This window comes from Pseudarthrobacter sp. C4D7 (assembly GCF_013359725.1).
Classification (GTDB): domain Bacteria; phylum Actinomycetota; class Actinomycetes; order Actinomycetales; family Micrococcaceae; genus Arthrobacter.
The window spans coordinates 87829-108634 of the sequence record NZ_JABFMW010000009.1 but is presented as its reverse complement, the minus strand read 5'-3'; the positions used below and the strand labels follow the sequence as shown (position 1 = coordinate 108634).

The 20806-nt window shown below is 69.0% G+C and carries 20 protein-coding genes; 10 read left to right on the top strand and 10 right to left on the bottom strand.

Features of this window, described 5'->3' with window-relative positions; translation table 11 throughout:
- Positions 1-2: 2 nt before the first annotated feature.
- The 9 genes from HNO81_RS09085 to HNO81_RS09045 form a co-directional block, all read right to left on the bottom strand.
- Positions 3-284 (bottom strand): hypothetical protein, encoded by a 282-nt coding sequence (locus HNO81_RS09085; protein WP_254703384.1) that lies wholly within the window; start codon positions 282-284, stop codon positions 3-5.
- A 109-nt stretch (positions 285-393) separates the two neighbouring features.
- Positions 394-1551: an ABC transporter ATP-binding protein gene (locus tag HNO81_RS09080; protein ID WP_175317793.1), complete on the bottom strand. Its 1158-nt coding sequence runs from the start codon at positions 1549-1551 to the stop codon at positions 394-396.
- Entirely contained in the window at positions 1548-3137 is a 1590-nt protein-coding gene (locus tag HNO81_RS09075) for an iron ABC transporter permease (protein WP_175317792.1), read from the bottom strand. Before HNO81_RS09075 ends, HNO81_RS09080 begins: the two co-directional genes overlap by 4 nt.
- Before the next feature lie 4 nt (positions 3138-3141).
- The gene (locus HNO81_RS09070) at positions 3142-4209 is read right to left on the bottom strand and encodes an iron ABC transporter substrate-binding protein (protein WP_175317791.1); all 1068 of its coding nucleotides are present in this window, start codon (positions 4207-4209) and stop codon (positions 3142-3144) included.
- 192 nt (positions 4210-4401) lie between these two features.
- Positions 4402-4890 (bottom strand): hypothetical protein, encoded by a 489-nt coding sequence (locus HNO81_RS09065; RefSeq protein ID WP_175317790.1) that lies wholly within the window; start codon positions 4888-4890, stop codon positions 4402-4404.
- Between the two features lie 45 nt (positions 4891-4935).
- A complete protein-coding gene (locus tag HNO81_RS09060; protein WP_175317789.1) occupies positions 4936-5658 on the bottom strand; it encodes a VIT family protein in 723 nt (240 codons plus the stop codon).
- 105 nt (positions 5659-5763) lie between these two features.
- Positions 5764-6021 (bottom strand): hypothetical protein, encoded by a 258-nt coding sequence (locus HNO81_RS09055; protein WP_175317788.1) that lies wholly within the window; start codon positions 6019-6021, stop codon positions 5764-5766.
- Between the two features lie 195 nt (positions 6022-6216).
- On the bottom strand, positions 6217-7896 hold the full coding sequence (locus HNO81_RS09050) for an alkaline phosphatase family protein (protein WP_175317787.1): 1680 nt from the start codon (positions 7894-7896) through the stop codon (positions 6217-6219).
- A gap of 1 nt (position 7897) precedes the next feature.
- Positions 7898-9124, bottom strand: a complete 1227-nt coding sequence (locus tag HNO81_RS09045) for an alkaline phosphatase family protein (RefSeq protein WP_175317786.1) — start codon at positions 9122-9124, stop codon at positions 7898-7900.
- A gap of 251 nt (positions 9125-9375) precedes the next feature.
- Between HNO81_RS09045 and HNO81_RS09040 the strand changes: the two genes are divergently transcribed.
- Genes HNO81_RS09040 through HNO81_RS08995 form a run of 10 tightly spaced genes read left to right on the top strand, consistent with a single transcriptional unit; the run spans position 9376 to position 19391 of the window.
- Positions 9376-9732 (top strand): SPW repeat protein, encoded by a 357-nt coding sequence (locus tag HNO81_RS09040; RefSeq protein ID WP_175317785.1) that lies wholly within the window; start codon positions 9376-9378, stop codon positions 9730-9732.
- A gap of 15 nt (positions 9733-9747) precedes the next feature.
- A complete protein-coding gene (locus tag HNO81_RS09035) occupies positions 9748-10095 on the top strand; it encodes a CU044_2847 family protein (RefSeq protein WP_175317784.1) in 348 nt (115 codons plus the stop codon).
- 5 nt (positions 10096-10100) lie between these two features.
- On the top strand, positions 10101-11441 hold the full coding sequence (locus HNO81_RS09030; protein WP_175317783.1) for a phosphoribosyltransferase family protein: 1341 nt from the start codon (positions 10101-10103) through the stop codon (positions 11439-11441).
- Positions 11438-12781 carry an erythromycin esterase family protein gene (locus HNO81_RS09025; RefSeq protein WP_175317782.1) on the top strand — a complete coding sequence of 448 codons (1344 nt, stop codon included), beginning with the start codon at positions 11438-11440 and terminating at the stop codon, positions 12779-12781. The genes HNO81_RS09030 and HNO81_RS09025 overlap by 4 nt, the downstream gene beginning before the upstream one ends.
- Before the next feature lie 20 nt (positions 12782-12801).
- The gene (gene acsA / locus HNO81_RS09020) at positions 12802-14655 is read left to right on the top strand and encodes an acetate--CoA ligase (protein WP_175317781.1); all 1854 of its coding nucleotides are present in this window, start codon (positions 12802-12804) and stop codon (positions 14653-14655) included.
- A complete protein-coding gene (gene pdhA, locus HNO81_RS09015) occupies positions 14652-15698 on the top strand; it encodes a pyruvate dehydrogenase (acetyl-transferring) E1 component subunit alpha (protein WP_175317780.1) in 1047 nt (348 codons plus the stop codon). Before acsA ends, pdhA begins: the two co-directional genes overlap by 4 nt.
- Positions 15695-16675 carry an alpha-ketoacid dehydrogenase subunit beta gene (locus HNO81_RS09010; RefSeq protein ID WP_175317779.1) on the top strand — a complete coding sequence of 327 codons (981 nt, stop codon included), beginning with the start codon at positions 15695-15697 and terminating at the stop codon, positions 16673-16675. Before pdhA ends, HNO81_RS09010 begins: the two co-directional genes overlap by 4 nt.
- Before the next feature lie 7 nt (positions 16676-16682).
- Positions 16683-18158, top strand: a complete 1476-nt coding sequence (locus tag HNO81_RS09005; protein ID WP_217509256.1) for a 2-oxo acid dehydrogenase subunit E2 — start codon at positions 16683-16685, stop codon at positions 18156-18158.
- A gap of 28 nt (positions 18159-18186) precedes the next feature.
- Positions 18187-18429, top strand: coding sequence for a phosphopantetheine-binding protein (locus HNO81_RS09000; RefSeq protein ID WP_175317777.1), 243 nt, complete (start codon positions 18187-18189; stop codon positions 18427-18429).
- A complete protein-coding gene (locus tag HNO81_RS08995; RefSeq protein WP_175317776.1) occupies positions 18426-19391 on the top strand; it encodes an alpha/beta fold hydrolase in 966 nt (321 codons plus the stop codon). Before HNO81_RS09000 ends, HNO81_RS08995 begins: the two co-directional genes overlap by 4 nt.
- A 6-nt stretch (positions 19392-19397) precedes the next feature.
- On the opposite strand, the gene HNO81_RS08990 is transcribed toward HNO81_RS08995, so the two are convergent.
- Entirely contained in the window at positions 19398-20672 is a 1275-nt protein-coding gene (locus tag HNO81_RS08990; protein ID WP_175317775.1) for an MFS transporter, read from the bottom strand.
- Positions 20673-20806: the final 134 nt, after the last annotated feature.

Genomic DNA, 20806 nt, shown 5'->3' with positions numbered 1-20806 from the left:
GCTCAGGCGCTGGCGAGGGGCTTGGCCCCGGCTTTCAGCGTGGCCACGGCCGGAGACCCTGCCGGCACGTCCACGGTGACCGGAACCGGGTCCACGTAGCGGATTTCCAGGGCTTCCGGGTCCAGCAGCTTGCGTGCGCCGGTCCGTGCGTCCAGGATCCAGAAAAGTTCCAGGGCCGGGACGACGTCGGTCACCCGGCCTTTGTGGAAGAGCCTGCCCCGGTGCCACGCTTCGATCTGGTCGCCGATGCGGAGCTGGGCGGTGCGTATGCCTTGTGCTTCCATGGTGGGCTGCCTCCTGCTGTTGGATCCCCGTACCCCCAGCATGCCGTTAGCAGGTTGCCGCAGTGTTTCCGCCCGGTGTTTTTCCTGTGACGCCTGTGGCCGGAGGGCTTCAGTCGTCCATGGGGAATGCGACGGCTTCGCCGACAACCCGCAGGCACAGCTCCATGCCGGGCCGGGCGATCGAGGCGTTCCAGTGGCGGATGGTGATCACTTCGCCGCCACCGGGGTAGCGGTGATCGGCATGTTCGGCCACTTCCTTGGGCACGTTCAGCTTCAGCCGGACAGTGGTTTCGGGGCCGAAGTAGTCGGTGTCCACCACCACGCCGCGGATGGGACCGTCCTCGGCGATGCGGATCTGTTCCGGCCGCAGCATCAGCTGCACGCGCCCCTGCGCCGGCGGCCTGCGCACGGGAATCGCGCCCAGCGAGCAGGTGGCCAACGTGCCTTCCAGCCAGGCGTCCAGGATGACGGCGTCGCCCAGGAACTCGGCGGTGGCCCGGTCCGCGGGGCGGGTGTAGACCACGAAGGGGTTCCCGATCTGGGCCAGCTTGCCGCCCCGCATCACCGCCACCTGGTCCGCGAAGGACAGTGCCTCGGCCTGGTCGTGGGTCACCAGGATGGTGGTCACGCCGGTTTCGGCGAGGACCTTGGCCACGGCGCGGCGGGTGGCCACGCGCAGGCCTGCATCCAGGGCGGAGAAGGGCTCGTCCAGGAGCATCAGCTCCGGTTCGCGGGCCAGTGCCCGAGCCAAGGCAACCCGCTGCTGTTGGCCGCCGGAGAGCTGGTGGGGACGGCGCTTGGCCATGGAGGCGTCCAGCGACACCATTTCCAGCAGCTCCGCCACGCGGGCGTTGACGGCTCGGCGGCCGCCCTCGAGCCTGGCCGCGTTCAGGCCGAAGGCGACGTTCTGGCCCACGGTAAGGTGCGGGAACAGGGCGCCGTCCTGGGCCACATAGCCGATCTGCCGCTTGTGCGCCGGGAGCCACGCGCCGTCACCGGCCACGGTGGTTCCGTTGAGCGAGATGGTCCCGGTGTCCGGGTGCTCGAATCCGGCGATCAGGCGCAGGAGCGTGGTCTTGCCGGAACCGGACGGGCCCACGATGGCGGTGGTTCCGCCCTTTGCCACGGACAGGTTGACGCCCCTCAGGACGGCCTGGGGCCCGAAGTTCTTGGTGACGTCAGTGATCTGCAGGTGGCTGTTGGTGGTTGCTGCTACGGAGGGCGCCACCCGTGGCTCGGGCAGCCTGCGGGTTGATGGTGCTGTCACTGTCCGGCTACTTTCTTGGACTGTTGGAAGAGGAGGTAGGTCATGGGGGCGGAGAGCAGGATCATCAGCAGGGCATAGGGCGCGGCGCCGGCGTAATCGATCTCACTGCTCTTGCTCCAGAATTCGGTGGCCAGGGTCCTGGTGCCGTTGGGGGACAGCAGCAACGTGGCGGTGAGCTCGTTGGCGATGGCCAGGAATACCAGCGCTGCCCCGCCGGCTGCGGCCGGGGCGGTGAGCCGCAGGGTGACGCGGATGAAAGCCAGCAGCGGCGGCTTGCCCAGCGCCTGGGCAGCCTCATCCAGTTCCTTGGGGGCCTGGGCCAGCCCGGCCCGCAGGTTCACCAGTGCACGGGGCAGGAACAGGAGCACGTAGGCCGCCACCAGCAGCCCGGCGGTCTGGTACATGCCGGGGACCATGCGGATGCTGACGGTCACGAACGCCAGCGCCACCACGATGCCGGGCATGGAGCTGGTGACGTAGTTGGACAGTTCCAGGGACTTGCTGAACCATCCCGGGTGCCGCACGGCCAGGTATGCCATGGGGAAGGCCACCACGGTGGTGGCTGCGGCGCCTGCCAGGCCATAGGTGAAGGTGGTGAGCAGCGCCGGCAGGAACTCGGACGCGGTCCAGATGTCAGCTCCGCCGGCGAGGATCCAGCGTATGACGTAGTACAGCGGCAGGCCGAACGCCAGCGCGGTCAGGGCCAGCAGGAACACCTGTGCCGGCAGCTGGTAGGCGTGCAGTGGCAGCCGGAGCGCCCTCGCCTGCACGCCGGAACCGATCCGGGCGTAGCGTGCCGTGCCCCGGCTGCGGACCTCGGCCACCAGCAGGAGCAGGCAGAAAAAGACCAGGACGCTGGCCAGCATGTTCCCGGCCGCACCGTTGAAGGTGGACTGGTACTGGGTCATGATCGCCGTGGTGAAGGTATCGAACCGGATCATGGCAAACGCCCCGTATTCGGCCAGCAGGTGCAGCCCCACCAGCAGCGCCCCGCCGGTCAGCGCAATCCGAAGCTGGGGGAGGACCACCCGGAAGAAGGTCCGCCACGCCCCGAGCCCCAGCGCGGCGGCGGACTGCTCGATGGCAGGGTCCAGCCGGCTCAGGGTGGCTGCCGCCGGGATGTATACCAGCGGGAAATAGGAGAGCGTGGAGATCAGGATTCCGGACCACAGACCACCCAGGGACGGGATGGCCGAGACCCAGGCGTAGCTGTTCACGAACGCCGGGACGGCCAGCGGGGCGGCCAGCAGCACGGCCCAGATCCGGTGGCCGCGCAGGCTGGTGCGTTCCACCAGCCAGGCTCCCGCCACGCCAAGCAGCAGGCACAGCGGGATGGTGGCGGCCATCAGGAGCAGGGTGTTCAGCAGCAGTTCGCCCACGCGGGGCCGCAGGATGAGGCCGACGGCGGTATCCCACCCGGTTGCCACCGTCATGTAGGCCACGTACCCCAGCGGGACGAGGGAAAAGAGGGCGATCAGCACCGCCAGGACGGACACCGCGGAAACGCCGAAAGGCGGGCGGGGGCTGGTGCCCCGGCCCGCCGTCGTCGTGCCCGCCCTTGGGGGAGCCGATAGATCGGAGGTCACCGAATTAGAGTAGTCCGGCCTGGGTCATCAGATCGGTGACCTTTTCGGAGTTGAGTTTGGCGGCGTCCACCTTGGGCGCCTGCAGGTCCTTGATGGGAACCAGCTTGTCATTGGCGGGGACGTCCGAGCCGATGGCGTATTCGAAGGACGTGCCGTTCTTCAGGACTTCCTGGCCCTTCTTGCCGGTGATGAACTTCAGGAACTCCTGCGCAGCGGCAGCGTTCTTGGAGGACTTGAGCACGCCGCCGCCGGAGACGGACAGGAACGCGCCCGGATCCTGGTTCTTGAAGTAGAACGGCGTGACGTTGTTGGAGTTCTCGCCGGTCTTGGCCTGGTCGCCGTAGTAGTAGTAGTGGTAGATCAGGGCGGCGTCCACTTCACCGGCGTTGACGGCCTTCATGGCCGTGCTGTTGCCCTTGTAGGCCTTGGAGTTCTCCTTCATGCCCTTCAGCCACTCTTCCGTGGCGGACTCGCCCTTCAGTTCCAGGAGGGCCGAGACGATGGCCTGGAAGTCGGCGCCGCTGGGGGAAGCGGCCCACCTGCCCTTCCATTCCGGCTTGGCCAGGTCAAGCATGGACTTGGGGAGCTGGTCCTCGGTGAGCTTGGTCTTGTTGTAGACCAGGACGGTGGAGCGGGCGGCGATGCCCGTCCACTTGCCGGTGGAGGGCGCGAATTCGGCCGGAACCTGGGCCAGGGTGTCCTTGTCGACGTCGGCGAAGAGGCCGGCGTTCTCCACCTGCGTCATGGCGGGGGAGTTTTCGGTGAGGAAGACGTCCGCGGGGGAGGCCTGGCCTTCCTGGATGATCTGGTTGGAGAGTTCGGTGTCCGAGCCCTGGCGCATGGTCACCTTGATGCCGGTTTCAGCCGTGAAGGCATCCACCCATTCCTTGGTGAGGCTTTCGTGCTGGGCGTTGTACACGGTGATCTCGCCGGAGGGGGCGCCGTCGGAGGCCGGCGAGGTGCCGCCGGCAGTGGTGCCGCCGGCAGTGGTGCCGCCGCCGCATGCGGTCAGGCCAAGAGCTGCGGTGGCGGCGAGAGCGATGCCGGCCAGCGCGCTGTTGCGGATCTTCATTGAGGCTGCTTTCGGTGGGGAAAAAAGTCTGCTTGAACCAGGTTCCTATTCGGCAACATAAATGTTGCCTATGTCAGGAAACTGTAGGGTAGGCATACCTAAGCTCCAAGCCGGAAAGCGCTTTAAGTGACGAGGTTCACATCAATTACGCAAACATGGCGTGACGTAATTACGAGCCCCGGTGTCCGCTGGTCAGCGGGTGGCACCCCACACGGACACTGCCCCGGAGTGACCGGTGGCGATGCTCTGGTACACCAGGAACAGTCCCGCAACCACGCCCAGCGCCGACGTGGCCGGCAGCAGCCAGCGGGAAGCCAGAAGCCCGCCCAGGCCGCGGAAGGCAGCAAACCGGGTCAGCACTGACGGGAAAGCGGCGGCGATCTGGGCTGCCACCGCGATCAGGAAGAACACCGTCACGAACCGCAGGAAGCTTCCCTGCTCAGCGTGCTCTTCAACCAGTCGGGACACTGGCCTGGCCTTCTCCAGTTGCTCCCCCGCCTCCGCCGTGAGGACGGACAGCGGGACCAGCAGCAGGGCCAGGACCCCCAGGGGCCAGGCCAGGTACCGGCGGCTGGGCCGGACCAGCGCGAAAACCACCGCCGCGGCCCCGGCCAGCGGGGCCAGGACCACCACGCCGTGAATCAAAAGGATGTGGGCGGGCAGGCCGGCGATTTCCAGCACGTAGAGGCTCCTGGGCGGTTGCGGATGGGCGGGTGAGGGGAGTGGCTAGGCGATGCCGGTGGTGCCCAGCAGGCTGCCTACCGCGAAGGTGAAGGCCATGGCCAGGGCGCCGCCCACCACCAGCCTGAGGGTTGCCTTGCGCTTGGAGCTTCCGCCGATTTTGGCGCTGATGGTGCCGGTCAGGGCCAGCGCCAGGATGACGGCGACGAACGTGACCGGAATGCGGGCTTGTTCCGGCGGGAAGATGATGGCCAGCATGGGCAGGATGGCGCCGACGGTGAAGGCGATGGCGGAGGCGAAAGCGGCGTGCCAGGGGCTGACTACTTCCTCTTCGTCGATGTTGAGTTCGGCGGACAGGTGTGCCTTCAGGGCGTCCTTCGCCGTCAACTCCTCGGCCACGGTCCTGGCGGTGGCTTCGCTGAGCCCCTTGGCCTGGTAGAGGCCGGCGAGCTCGTCCAGTTCGCCTTCGGGATCGTCCCTGAGTTCCTGGCGTTCCTTTTCGATCAGCGCGCGCTGGCTGTCACTCTGGCTGCTCACCGAAACGTACTCGCCCAGGGCCATGGACACGGCACCGCCCACCACGGCGGCCGTACCCGCCACCAGGATGGGGGAGAGATCGTTGGTCACGCCCGCGACGCCCACCACGGTTGCCGCCACGGAGACGATGCCATCATTCGCGCCCAGGACGCCGGCGCGGAGCCAGTTCAGGCGTGCCGCCACGCTGCTGTCGTGGGGCTCGTTGCGGTTGAGCTTGAGGGTTTCAGACATGCTGGCAGTAAAGCACTGCTGGACGCTTTGCGCCACGAAGGTTTGCATCCCCTAAGCGGGGTGGCCCGGACCAGGGGCGGCACGGCCCGGAGTGGGTTTTGCGCATCAGGCCACTGCCGGGTAGCTGCTGAGGATATAGTCGGCCGCGGCGGGGCCCGTCATCCTCACCCGGGCGTCGCGGACGTCCACGCCACAGCGCAGCATCCCGGCGCGGAATGCCTGGTCCGGCTTTGGCGTCAGCCCGTGCAGCACCGCCCAGCTGACGTAGAGGCCGTAGAGGCAGTCGGGTCCCAAGCGGGAATCACCGGAGGGGTCGGGCGTGGTTGCCTGGTCAAGAAACTGCTGGAAATGCGAGGCCGACATGCTTGGCTCTTTCGCTATTGCATAAGTGCTGCCGTTTGGCTACAGCAGCTGCTCCCGCGGTGGCCTTTGCAGTAGGGCCCGGGAGGACGGCTATGGCGCCCGTCACAGGTTCAAATTTACCCGCGGGTAGGGCTGAAAGTACAGCATGCCGCCGATCGGACCCGGGCAGGCCCGGGCAGGACATCCGGCGGGACGTCAGTAGGTGGTGGCGTTGGGCAGGATGAGCGGCGGCAGCGGTGCCTGGGTGAAGTCGAAGGACTGTGTTAGGTCACCGAGCTGGGGGTTGTCCTCGCGGACATCGGGGCGGGCGTCCGGCCTGCCGTCGGTGGCGGGGTCGATGCGTTCGCCGCCCAGGAAATCGTCCTCGATGAACTTGAAATAGGCGTCCTGGCTGAGGACCTGGTGGTCAATGAAACCCTTCTTCGCGTAGGGGCTGATCACCAGGCCCGGAACCCGGAGCCCGTAGCCGTTGTTGTCCACCACCGGCGGCGTTTCGTGGTCGTAGAAGCCGCCCCAGTCGTCCCAGTTGAGGAAGATGGCGGTGCTGTCCCAGTCCGGTCCGCTCATCACGGCGTTGATGAGGCCGGCCACATAGGCCTGCCCGGTGCTGATCTTTGCGGGGGCATGTTCGCTGACCTTGTCCGTGGGCGCCACCCAGGTGACCGCCGGCAGCGTGCCCTTCCTGGCGGCGTCGTAAAAACCGCCCAGCGGCTTGATGTTGCCCTGCTCGCCGTCCTCCTTGACAGTGTCGAAGTACAGCAGCGGATTCCACAGGCCCGGGGTCTTGGCGTCCTGCTTCACCGGATCGCACGTGGCGGCGTCATTGCGGCAGTCCGGCTCGGTTCCGTCGAACACGTAGTAGGCCCAGGGGACCTGGTGCTTGTGGAGCAGGAAGGTCAGGTCGGTCCAGGCGTAGTCCGGCAGCTCAAGTTTCCTGGCGGCCTCGGTGAGCTTCTTCTTCAGGCCGTCGGAGACCGGGGCTGCATCCACCGCCGCCTGGCAGATGGCGTACGAGTCGGTGGGCTTGCAGCTGGTGCCGATCAGCTGGTCGATCTGCGCGGCAAGGCCCGGATCGATGCCGGCGGCTTCCAGCGCTTCCCGGCAGGGGTCCAGGTCCATCCCGGCCTGGCACTTGCCGATCAGCGTGTCCTTGATGATTTCCGGCTCCGGTGCAGGGTCCGGGTCCTGCAGGGCGTTCACGCACGACGACGGGTCCCCCGCCTTGGTGCATTTCGCCGACCATTCCGAGACCAGGTACAGGTGCGCCGGCAGGCTCCAGGACGCAGCGGACGCGAAGAGGTGGTCCTGCAGGGCGAAGTTCTGCGCGTAGGCCCAGTAGTTGGGCAGGTCCCGACCGTCGTGGTAGCCCATCACGTCGGTGGGCATGGTGGTGCTGTACCGGCACTTGGTGCTGGTGGCGCCGCAGCCGGACAGGCCCTTCTCCGCCTGGGCCACGAACCCGTCCATGGCCCCGCCGTTGATGTCCGCCGTGGCGTCGGAATGGCTGTGCGGTCCGCCGGCGTTGCTGTCCGCCGAGTTGTAGAAGGGCCGCACGCAGCCGCCCTCGGCAGGGTCAGGGACACACACGGCGGGTTTGCCGTCCTTCATGGGGATCCCGTCGGCTCCGGGGTACGTTCCGAAGTAGCTGTCGAAGGACCGGTTCTCCTGGGTGATGATCACCACGTGCTTGATCTTGGAGATCCCTTCCGCGGCAGGCGCGGTGGCGGCCGCAGAAGGAGCGGCCGCGGACGGTGCGTTTGTGGCGGGCGGTCCGGCGCGCAACGCCCAGGGGAGGACGACGGCGAGGATCACCAAAGCCGCCGCCGCGGCACCTGCCAGCACGGCCCGGCGTCGTCCGCTCCCCAGGATCCCCACCTCAGGACTCGTTCCGGTAGACGTCGTCCCCGAACGTCCTGACGCCGGGGTCACCGGCCAGCCCCAGGCGTGGAAGATGGAAGAAGTCCTCGATGGTGGCCAGCAGGCTGTAGTGGTTGTAAGGCCGGTCTGAGGACGTGCCCGCTGCCGCGAACGGGGAAAGGACCAGGGCGCCCACCCTGCCGCCGGCCGTGCCACCGGCGGGGACGCCCGCGTCGCTCCCGGACGGGCCGGAGGCGTCACCCTCGGCCTCGTCGAAGGTGATCACCAGCATGCCGTCCTGCTTGAAAGCCGGTGCGGACAGGATGGCCGGGACCTGCTCCCTGAGCCAGCTGTCCGCAGTCCCCAGGCCGCCCTCAGAACCATCGGCGCAGGTGCCGTCATGCCCGTCGTGGCACAGGTTGGGCGTGATGTAGGCCAGGTTGGGGGTGGTGTCCACTGACTTCAGGTCGTCCTTGAGCGCGGACAAGTCCACCACGTTCCGGGCACAGTCCGGGGATGACGTGATGGACCGGAAGTAGACAAAGGGATTGTGGTGCGTGGAGTACTGCTCCTCCGGGGTGGCTTTGACGTGGTTGTCGGCCTCGCCCAGCACCGGATGCTCACAGGGCCGGGGCATGTCCTCCATGTAGCCCTTCCACGTCTTTCCCTGGGCTGCCAGCTGCCCGGCCACGGTCTGGGTGTCTTCCGGGTAGACGCAGCCGTCCCCCTGCAGGGTCCCGTCCGCGTCCGTGCCGGTGGCGTTGAACTCGGTGTAGGTGTGGCAGTCCAGCTCCGTGCTGTCGTTGGGCCGCTGGCCGGAGATCTGGGCAAGGTAGTTTGGCAGCGAATTGTGGGCGATGCCGTAGTAGTTCTTCAGCAGCACGCCTTTTTTCCGGAGCGTCCCGGACAGGTACGGCGCCGGGGAATTGTCGCCCCAGGTGTCGCCGTACCCCTTGTTCTCCAGGTTGATCACGAAGATGTGCCGGGGCGTACCGGCAGGCTTGGCGGCGTCGCCCTGCTGGGCTGCACCCTTCGTCTGGGCAGTGGAACCAGCCCCTGCCGTGGACGTTGCACTGGCGCTGGATGACGGGGTGGCACCGCCGGCCGGCGTGGCAGTCTGCGGTGCGGGCGGCGGCGTGGGCCCCTGGCAGGCCACCAGCGAGGCTACCAGCAGCGCCAACACGGCCGGCAGCCCGCGGGCCGGAAGCCGCAGGACACCAGCGGGACGGACTGATCGTCGGTTCATGCGCGGCCTCCGCGGTTGGTCCTTCACCTGCGCCCCAGCGCTGCCGCAACTCTTGCACACCATAGCCGCGATGTGCAGGGGCAATGGCTGTGAGTTGGCCGGGAATCCGGGGCCTCATGCGTCCGGCCCGCCCTAGGTCTTTCTGCCCTAGAAGGGGGTGACCGGCAGGCGTTGACTTAAATCGCGGGAAGCTGGGGACCGCGGGCTGGAAACGCACAACGCGTCCCGCCCACATCAGAAAGGAAAGTTCAGTGAAAAAGTGGTATCGGTGGCAGGACTATGTAGCGGTTGCCGCCGGACTCTTCACCGCGGTGGCGGTCCTGTTCACGCGGCAACTCAACATGTCCACCACCCTGATGCTCGTTTTCGGCGGGCTCCTGGTGGTCAGCGGCATTATCAACCTGGCCATGCCGGGAACTCCGGCCATGGAATACGTGCAGGCCATCCTCGCAGCAGGACTGGTCCTCTCGCCATGGCTCGGAACCTACACGGGCGCAACAGGCGCAGCCTGGACGTCGTGGATCGCGGGGGCGGTGGCGCTGGTGGTAACAGCGGTGGCCATTAAGCCCAGCACCGACCTCCGCCACACCTACCGCGTCTCGCATTAGCAGGAGGAATCCGCCATGACTGAGGTGCTGCGCTACGAAGTGGGGTCCGGAACCGTGCTCGTTGAGGCTGCGGACAACAGCTACGGCGTGGACCATCCCGCGCGCAACGAACAGGGGATCCTGGACACAGGCAGGCGCCTGGAAGATGCACTTGCCAGCGTCCGCCCCGCGGCCCGCGCAGCACTGGAGGCCATGGCGGAACTCACCCCCGAACAGATCCAGATCGAGTTCGGCGTAAAGCTTGCCGGGGACGCGGGAGCCGTGATTGCCAAAAGCAGTTCAGACGCCCACTTCGTGCTCCGGATGACCTGGAACCCCGCGGCGGAGCCGCTGCCCGGGGAAGAAATCACACACAACGGGTGACGGCGATGGCTTCGTTTCATGACAGGTCCGACGCCGGGCGGCGGCTGGGCAAACGGCTCGCCGGCCTGCGCGGCCGGGATGTTGTGGTGCTGGGCCTGCCCCGGGGCGGCGTCCCGGTGGCCTTCGAAGTAGCCAAGGCCCTGGAAGCGCCGCTGGATGTGATCGTGGTGCGGAAACTGGGGGTTCCGTTCCAGCCCGAGGTGGCCATGGGAGCCATCGGGGAGGGCAACGTCCGCGTCCTGGACCCCCGCACCATCTCCATGGCCCGGGTGTCCCAGGAAGACCTGCAACGGGTGGAGCGGCAGGAACGCGCCCTGCTGGAAAGCCGGGTGGCACGGTTCCGCCAGGGCCGCCGGCGGATCGACCTCACCGGCCGCACGGCGGTCATCGTTGACGACGGCATCGCCACCGGCTCCACGGCCCGGGTGGCGTGCCAGGTGGCCCGGCAGCTCGGGGCGGCGAGGGTCATCCTGGCCGTTCCCGTTGCGCCGGCCCGCGCCATTGTGGAGCTCAAGGAACCGGACGACATTGTCTGCCTGATGTCCCCCCAGGACTTCCAGGCCGTGGGCTACTACTACCATGACTTCTCGCCCACCGAAGATGGCGAGGTGGTGCAGCTGCTGGACGCCGCCGCCGGCCCGGCGGACCACCGCGACGGGCACGGGGGAGACGGCAGCCTGGAGGACGACGTCGAAATCCCCGACGGACAGGCGATCCTCCGCGGCAGCCTCTACCTGCCGGCCCGGTGCGACGGTACGGTGCTGTTCGCCCACGGCAGCGGCAGCAGCCGGCACAGCCCCCGCAACCGGTTCGTCGCCTCCGTGCTGCACGGCGCCGGCCTGGGCACCCTGCTCCTGGACCTGCTGACACCCGAAGAGGAGGTCAACCGGGCCAACGTGTTCGACATCGCGCTCCTGGCCCACCGGCTCTCTGCTGCCACCCATTGGCTCGAGGCGCGGCACGACGGCTCCGCCGGCCGGATCGGCTACTTAGGGGCCAGTACCGGCGCTGGCGCCGCCCTGTGGGCCGCGGCCGAACCCGGTGCCCAGGTGGCCGCCGTCGTCTCCCGTGGCGGCCGGCCGGACCTGGCAGGCCCCCGGCTCGCCGCCGTGAAAGCGCCCACTCTCCTGATTGTCGGCGGCGCGGACACCCAGGTGCTGGCGCTCAACCGCCAGGCCATGGCGCGCATGCAGGCGCCCACCCGGCTGGAGGTGGTCCCGGGGGCCACCCACCTTTTCGAGGAACCCGGCACCCTCGCCATGGCGGCCACCCTGGCCGCGGACTGGTTCCGGCACTACCTCCTGCCCTCACCGGTGGGACGGCACGCGCCGGGGGCCAGCGAATGAACACCCCCGCAGGCGGCACCGGCCGGTGGGAGGAGCGGGGGGCTGAGCGTGCGGCGGAAGCGGCGCAGATCCGGAGCCTGGCCCACCCTGTGGCCACGGCAGACGACCTCGAACCATTGGTCCGCGCCGCCGCCCCGGCCCGTTTCGTGTGCCTGGGCGAGGCCTCCCACGGCACCCGCGAGTACTACCACTGGCGGGCCCTGCTCAGCCGCCGGCTGATCGAGGAATACGGCTTCACCTGGATCGGCGTGGAGGGCGACTGGCCGGACTGCTGGCGCATCAACCGGTGGGTCCGGGGCGAGGCCGGGCAGGACCTGGATGCCCCCCGGCTGCTGGCGGGGTTTGAACGGTGGCCCACGTGGATGTGGGCCAACTACGAGGTGGCTGAATTCCTCACCTGGCTGCGCGAATGGAACCTGAACCTCCCGGAACACCAACGGACCGGCTTCTACGGCCTGGACGTCTACTCGCTGTGGGACTCGCTGCGGGAAATCTTCGCGTGGCTGGAAGCCAACGCCACAGAGGCCCTCCCGGCGGCACTGCATGCCTGGCACTGTTTCGTCCCGTTCCGCGAGGACCCGCAGCGGTATGCCATGAGCAACCGCCTGGTCCCGCAGTCCTGCGAAGAAGACGTGGTGGCCCTGCTCGCGGCCGTCCGGCGGCAGGCATTGGGCCGGATGCAGGACGACCCCGCAGCGTTTGATGCCATCCAGAACGCGATTGTGGCCACCAACGCCGAGCGGTACTACCGGACCATGGTCCGCGGCGACCAGCAGTCCTGGAACATCCGGGACCACCACATGAGCGACACGATTGACCGGATCTCCCGCCACCACGGGCCGGGATCCAAGGGGCTGGTGTGGGCGCACAACACGCACGTAGGGGATGCCCGGGCCACGGACATGGCCCACAACGGCATGGTCAACATCGGCCAGCTGGTCCGCCAGCGCCACCCCGGAGAAGCGGTGCTGGCCGGTTTCGCGTCCTTCGCCGGGTCCGTCACCGCCGCCGAATCATGGGGCTCCCCGGAATGGGTCATGGAGGTGCCGGCCGCCATGCACGGCAGCCACGAGGACCTCCTCAACGCGGCGCTGGGCGGCCCCTCGCTGCTGGTCTTCGGGCCGGACCGCACGGGCCCGTGGCTGGAATCCTGGCGCGGACACCGGGCCATCGGGGTGGTGTACAACCCCCACCGCGAGTGGGGCAACTACGTGCCCACCCGGATGGGGGACCGCTACGACGCGCTGTTCTGGCATCCGCGGACCGAGGCGCTGCGGCCGCTGCACCACGAATACCAGCCAGGCGAACCAGAGTTTGAAACCGAGCCCACGGGGTTCTAGCACCCAACCAAAGGAACATGATGGACCAGAGGAGCACCGTGACGGCGGCGGTTGGGGGTCCCACGCGCTGGCCTGCCATCACCAAGGACGTGGCCGCCCTTCCAGTCCGGCCCAATCTGCTGGATTACGACGCCGCCTGCCGCGGCTTCAGCTGGGACCAGGCCCGGCAGGCGCTGGCGGGCTTGCCCGGCGGCAGGGGCCTGAACATCGCGTATGAGGCCGTGGACCGGCACGTGGCGGAAGGGCGCGGCGGCAAGGAAGCCCTGCGTTTCGTGATGGCCGACGGCGGCACCCGGTCCCTGAGCTACGGGGACCTTGCGGACGGGTCCGCCAGGTTCGCCGCAGTCCTCAGGACGCTGGGGGTGGGGCGCGGCGACCGGGTCTTTTCGCTCCTGGGCCGCAGCCCCGAACTGTATGCCGCCGTGCTGGGCACCTTCAAGAACGGCAGCGTCTTCTGCCCGCTGTTCTCCGCCTTCGGCCCCGAACCGGTCCGGCAGCGGCTGCACCTCGGGTCCGGCCGGGTGCTGGTGACCACCAGCGCGCTGTACCGCAGGAAAGTGGCCCCGCTCCGGGATTCCCTGCCTGAGCTCCGCCACGTCCTGCTGGTGGATGCGGACGGCAGTCCCGAACCGGGCACCCTGGACCTTGCCGCCCTCCTGGCCCAGGCTGACCCGGTCGGGGAGGTCGCGGACACCCAGCCCGGGGACATGGCCCTGCTGCATTTCACCAGCGGCACCACCGGAACGCCCAAGGGCGCCGTCCACGTCCACGGCGCCGTCACGGCCCACTACGCCACCGGCCGCTTCGCCCTGGACCTGCACCCGGATGACATCTACTGGTGCACCGCCGATCCGGGCTGGGTGACCGGCATGTCCTACGGCATCATCGCGCCGCTGGTGCACGGGGTCACCGCGGTGGTGGACCAGGAGGAACTGGACGCCGACCGCTGGTACCGGATCCTGGCGGAACAGCGCGTCACGGTCTGGTACACCGCGCCCACGGCGCTGCGGATGCTCATGAAGGCCGGGGCTGACCGCGCCGCCGGCCATGACCTGTCCGCGCTGCGCTTCATTGCCAGCGTGGGGGAGCCGCTGAACCCGGAGGCGGTGGTGTGGGGCCAGGAGGTGCTGGGGCTGCCCGTGCACGACAACTGGTGGCAGACCGAGACCGGCGGGATCATGATCGCCAATTACCCCGCCATGGACATCCGCCCCGGCTCCATGGGCCGTCCGCTGCCCGGCATTGAGGCGGCCCTGGTGGCCCGCGACGCCGATGGCAAACCCATCCTCCACGACGGCCAGCCGGTGCTGGTCACCGAGCCGGACACCATGGGGGAACTGGCCCTGCGGCCGGGCTGGCCGTCCATGTTCCGCGGCTACCTCAACGAGGACGAACGCTACCGCCGCTGCTTCGCCGGCGGCTGGTACCTCACGGGTGACCTGGCAAAACGCGACGGCGACGGCTACTTCTGGTTCGTGGGCCGCGGCGACGACGTGATCAAGTCCTCCGGCCACCTGATCGGCCCCTTCGAAGTGGAAAGCTGCCTCATGGAACACCCGGCCGTGGCCGAGGCCGGCGTGATCGGGGTGCCGGACCCGGTAGCCGGCGAGGTGGTCAAGGCCTTCGTTGAGCTCAGGCCCGGGTACCAGCCCACGGAGGAGCTCCAGCTGGAGATCATCGGGTTCGCGCGGAAACGGCTGGGCGCCGCCGTGGCGCCCAGGCTGCTGGACTTCACGGCCACCCTGCCCAAGACCCGCAGCGGCAAGATCCTCCGCCGCCTCCTGAAATCCCGTGAACTCGGCCTGCCGGAAGGCGATACCTCAACGCTGGAGTCCCCGGCGGGGCCCACTGTTGCGCTGAAGGACACCCCATGACCACGCACACGACCCAAGGGATCCCGGACGCGGACCACGCACTGCACCTCCTGCGGCAGATGCTGCGGGTGCGCCGGCTCGAGGAAAAATGCATCGAGCTCTACAGTGCCGCCAAAATCCGCGGCTTCCTGCACGTCTACATCGGCGAGGAAGCAGTGGCGGCCGGGGTGATGGAAGCCCTGGAACGGGAGGACGCCGTGGTGGCCACCTACCGCGAACACGGGCATGCCCTGCTGCGCGGTGTTTCCGCAGGAGCCATCCTCGCCGAAATGTACGGCCACGCCGAGGGCTGCTGCCGGGGACGGGGCGGTTCCATGCACCTCTTCGACGCCGCAACCCGCTTCTACGGCGGAAACGCGATCGTGGCCGGCGGGCTGCCCCTCGCCGTCGGCCTGGCGCTCGCGGACCGGATGGCCGGGCGGCAACGGGTGACCGTGTGCTTCTTCGGCGAAGGCGCCGTGGCCGAAGGCGAGTTCCACGAAAGCATGAACCTGGCCGCGCTGTGGCAGCTGCCCGTGCTGTTCTGCTGCGAAAACAACCTGTACGCCATGGGCACTGCGCTGGGCCGTTCCGAATCCCAGACCGACATCGCGCTCAAGGCTGCCGGCTACGAAATGCCCGCGTGGGCCGTGGACGGCATGGACGTGCTCGCCGCGGAGGAAGCCGCCCGGCGCGCCGTGGACGCGGTGCGGTCCGGCGGCGGCCCGCACTTCCTGGAGCTGCGCACCTACAGGTTCCGGGCCCACTCCATGTTCGATCCCGAGCTGTACCGGGAGAAAGCCGAGGTGGCGCAGTGGATGGAACGTGACCCCATCAGCCTGCTCCGGGGCACCATGCAGGCGGCAGGCCAGCTGGCGGAGAAGGACTGGGCCGCCCTGCAGGAAGACGTGGACGCCGAGATCAGCACCGCCGTCGGATTCGCCGAAAACGGAACACCGGAACCGGTGTCCGAGCTCAGCCGGTTCGTCTACAGCGACCGGCCGGACGACGGCAGCCCCGGCGGCCAGTGGGAGCGGGACAGGAAAGGCGGGGCTGCAGGATGAAAACCACGTACCGGGAAGCCATGCGCGCGGCCCTCCGCGACGCCATGACGCGCGACGAGCGGGTGTTCCTCATGGGCGAGGACGTGGGCCGCTACGGCGGCAGCTTCGCCGTGAGCCTGGGCCTGCTGGAGGAGTTCGGGCCGGACCGGATCCGGGATACGCCGCTCTCCGAGTCCGGGTTCGTGGGCGCAGGGATCGGTGCCGCGCTGGGCGGGATGCGGCCCGTCGTCGAAATCATGACCGTCAACTTCAGCCTGCTGGCGCTGGACCAGATCATCAACAACGCCGCCACCCTGCTGCACATGTCCGGGGGCCAGTTCAACGTGCCCATCGTCATCCGGATGACCACCGGCGCCGGCCGCCAGCTCGGCGCCCAGCACTCGCACAGCCTGGAGGGCTGGTACGCGCACATCCCCGGCCTGCGGATCCTCGCCCCCGCCACCCTGGCGGACGCCCGCGGCATGCTGTGGACCGCGCTGCAGGACCCGGACCCGGTACTGATCTTCGAGCACGGCTCGCTGTACAACGTGGCGGGCGAGCTCGACGACGATGCCGGCGCTGTGGACATCGACAGGGCAACCCTCCTGCGCCACGGGGACGCCATCACGCTCATCACCTACGGCGGCACCCTGCCGCTGGTGCTGGAAGCCGCCGAGCAGCTGGACGGGGAAGGCATCGACGCCGACGTCATCGACCTGCGCACCCTGCGCCCGCTGGATGCCCACACCGTCCTGGACAGCGTGGCCAGGACGCACCGGGCCGTGGTGGTGGACGAAGGCTGGCGCAGCGGCAGCATCTCCGCCGAGATCGCGGCCAGGATCTGCGAACAGGCCTTCTTCGACCTGGACGCACCCGTGGAGCGGGTGTGCAGCCTGGAGGTCCCCGTCCCCTACGCCAAGCACCTGGAGCAGGCGGCGCTGCCGTCGGTGGAGCGGGTCATGGCCGCCGCACGAAGGGCCGTGGGCGCCGGTGGATGAGTTCCGGATGCCGTCCCTGGGCGCGGACATGGAGCACGGCAAGGTGGTGGAGTGGCTGGTCAAACCCGGGGACTACGTCCACAAGGGCGACCTCGTGGCGGCCGTGGACACGGACAAGACCGTCATGGACATCGAGTCGTTCCAGGAAGGCGTGGTGGCCGAGTTCCTGGTGGACATCGGCGACACCGTGGAGGTGGGCACCCCCATCGCCAGGATCACCGCAACCCCGGCAGAGGTCCCGCAACCCCCGCTCACTTCCGGCACTCTTTCCCCCGACGCCCGCTCACCTTTGGCAGCCCAGGAGCCAACGCCCGCTCACCCCGGTGCCGGGGCCGGGCACCCGGAGCTGGGGGCCAAAGCCTCCCCTCCGGTCCGGCACCTGGCGCACACGCTGGGGGTCGACGTCGGACGCATCAGCGGGAGCGGCCCCGGCGGCGGGGTGACCCGGGCCGACGTCGAACACGCCGCGGCCGCCCCCACCGCCCCTGCCGGACGGGCGGGGAGGGACGTGCCGGTGGATCACGCGGCCCACCGGGTGCGGTCATCGCCGCTGGCCCGGCGGCTGGCCGTGGAACTGGGCGTGGACCTGCAGGCCATCGCGGGAACGGGCCCCGGGGGTGCCGTGACGGAGGAGGACGTGCTCGCCGCCGTGCCGCCGCGGGAACGGGCGCCCCGGGACTTACCAGCGGAAATAGCGGCGCAAGCACCGCCGCCGGAAGCTCCGGCAGCGGCACCGCCGCAGGAGGAACCCGTGGAGGCGCCCCTGGAGGCCCCGGGGGAGGCGCCGCAGCGGAAACCCGCGACGGCGGCAGGCGGCAGGGCGGAAAGCCTGCGGCAGGCGGTGGGCGCGCTGATGTCCCGGTCCAAGAAGGAGATCCCGCACTACTACCTCTCCACCACCCTGGACCTGGCCGCGGCGATGGCGTGGATGCTGGCGGCAAACCAGCAGCGGCCGGTCTCGTCCCGGCTGGTCCCGTCCGCCCTGCTGCTGAAGGCCACCGCGCTCGCAGCCAAAGAAGTGCCGGACATGAACGGGTTCTTCACTAGGGGTGCGTTCCAGCCAAGCAGCAGCGTGCACCTGGGCGTGGCGGTGGCGCTGCGGCACGGCGGACTGGTGGCCCCTGCCCTGCACGACGCCGACACCCTGACGCTCGACGAACTCATGGACCAGCTGCGCGACCTGGTGGGCCGGGCCAGGGCCGGCCGGTTGCAGCGCGCGGAGATGGCGGACCCTACCCTCACCGTGACCAACCTGGGTGACCTCGGCGTCGAAAGCGTGTACGGGGTGATCTACCCGCCGCAGGTGGCAATGGTGGGCTTCGGCAAGGTGTTGGAGCAGCCCTGGGCGCACAACGGAATGCTGGGCATCCGGCACGCGGCCATCGCCACGCTGTCCGCGGACCACAGGGTAAGCGACGGGATGCGCGGCGGCCGGTTCCTGGCCCGCATCGACGAACTGCTGCAGAAGCCCGGCGACCTGTGACTGTTGGACCCGTACTCAAGGAGGAGCCGTGAACGAACAGGACGCGCACCAGGCAGTGGCGGCAGCGCTCGGAAAAGTAGCGCCCGACGTCGAGCCTGGCGACCTGGACGGCGGCGCCCGCCTGCGCCAGGACCTGGAGCTCGACTCACTGGATTTCCTCCGCCTGGTGGAGGTCATCGCGGAATCCACGGGGGTGGACATCCCTGAGGCGGACTACCCGGCCGTGGCCACCGTGGACGGACTGATCACCTACGTCGCCGGGCACGGATGACACCGCGGCGGAACCGGCGCTGGCTCCGCCGGCTGGGGATCGCAACGCTGGTTGTCTTGGGGCTGGTCCTGGCCTCGGCGGTGGCCAACGCGGCCCTGGAGGCGCAGGAGAAGGCCACCACCCCCGTCTACGGGGAGCGGATCCCGGTGGCCGGGGGCGTGCTGAACGTGGTCCGCAACGGAAACGCGCAGCAGGGTCCGCCGATCATCCTGCTCAGCGGACTGGGAACCGCCGCACCCGGCCTTGACTTCGCCCCGCTGATCCGCGAACTCAGCGGCTTCGACGTGATGGTGGTGGAAGGGTTCGGCTATGGCTACAGCGACATGGAAGCCAGCACCCGCACCAACGAGCACATCAGCAACGAGCTCCACCAGGTCCTGTCAAAGCTCCAGGTCCGGCAGCCCTACATCCTGGCCGGCCACTCCATCGCCGGGTTCTACCTGCTGGACTACGCCAACCGGTACCTCCCGGAAGTTTCAGCGGTGGTGGGCATCGACGCCACCATTCCCAAGCCGGGCGACCACCCAATGGAGGAGGCGCAGCCCGGCATCAACTGGGTTAAGGTGGTGGCTTCCACCGGGCTGATCCGCGACGTAGCCGCGGTGGCACCGGGTCTGTTCGATCCGGACGGCAACGCCTATTCGGAGGAAGAGCTGAAGCGGATGCGCACCATGATGCTGTGGAACGTGGGCAATGCCGCGGTGGCCGACGAAACAGCCCGCATCGGCAACAACGCGGCAGCCCTCCGAGGAGTCACCTATCCCGCCGACCTGCCCGTCCTGGCGTTCATCGCAGACGAAAAGGACGGCCGGGCAGCCACGAAGGCCGCCGCCGCGGAGGACCTCCTCAAGAACGTCACCCGGCACCGGGTCGTGCCCCTTGAAGGTGGCCACTATCTGCACTGGACGCAGTCCACCCGGATGGCGGCGGAAATCCGGCAGTTCATTGCCCCGGCCGGCTGACGTGCGTTATCCCGCCGTGTGGTCGTTGCCGCGCATCCGGAGGGCCACCACGGCGCCGGAAGCCGCGGTGAGGACCGCGACGGCGGCAATGGCGGCGGGGATGCCGTACAGGTCGGCCAGCACTCCGGAGAGGAGGGCACCCACGGCGAATCCGGCGTCGCGCCATAACCGGTACACGCCCACGGAGCGGGCCCGCCAGGCCGGGTGCGCGACGTCGCCGATGGCCGCCAGCAGGGTGGGGTAGACCAGGGCGGTGCCGATGCCCAGGACGACGGCGGCGGCGAGCCAGGGCCCGAAGCTGTGGGCCGTCGCGGTGATGCCCAGCGCCACGGCCTGGACCAGCATGCCGGCCGTGATCAACCATTTGCGGCCCCACCGGTCGGAGGCCGCGCCGGTCACCAGTTGGGCGGCACCCCAGGCAGCGGGGTAGGCGGCGGCCAGGATGCCGATCTGGCCCAGGCCCAGCCCGGCTCCGGCGAACAGGACGGGAAAGAGGCCCCAGGCAAGGCCGTCGTTGAGGTTGTTGACCAGGCCCGCCTGGCTTGCTGCCGAGAGGGAGCGGTCCTTGAAGCTGGTGAGGGTGAACACCTGGCCGGTGTTAAGGCCGGCGTGGGCGCTGACGGAGGTGCCGGCATGCTGTGTGGCCTCGGCTTTGGCATGGTGGCGGGTTTCCCGGACAGCCAGGACGGTCAGGCCCAGGCCCAGCGCGATGTAGGCGGCGCCAAGCAGGAACGGGGCCGGGCGGAGGCCATAGGCGGTGGCCAGGTGGCCGGTGGCCAGCGCGGTGACCGCCACCCCCAGGTAGCCTGCGGCCTCGTTGAGGCCCATGGCCAGGCCACGCTGCCGGGGACCGGCCAGGTCCATTTTCATGATGACGGCGGTGGACCAGGTCAGTCCTTGGTTGATGCCCAGCAACACATTGGCCGCCACGATCCATGCCCAGGACGGCCCGAAGATGAGCATGAGCGGGACAGGAACCGCGGCCAGCCAGCCGGCGATGAGGACAGGTTTGCGGCCGTACCTGTCCGAAAGCGTGCCGGCGAAGTAGTTCATGGCGGCCTTGGACAGTCCGAACGCCAGGATGTAGGTCAACGCCCCCGTGTACAGGTCCAGGTGGAATTCGCGGGCGGCCAGCAGGGGCAGGACGGTTCGTTCCTGGCCAAGGGTTCCCCCCACCAGGGCGTTGACGGCAACCAGCAGCATGAACTGTGCCAGGTTCTGGCGCAGGCCCAGCGCAGGGCCGGCTGTACCGGTGGCGTGGGGAAGTGTTCCGGCCGGCATTGGCTGCTCCGTTCCTGTCCGGGACGTCGGTGGGGACATTGGTGTGGGCATAAGGGAGGCCCGGGCGTGTGGGGGCACGCCCGGGCCTGGGGCCCGGGCAGGAGGGGGGTCCTGCCCGGGCGGTCTGGGGGAAT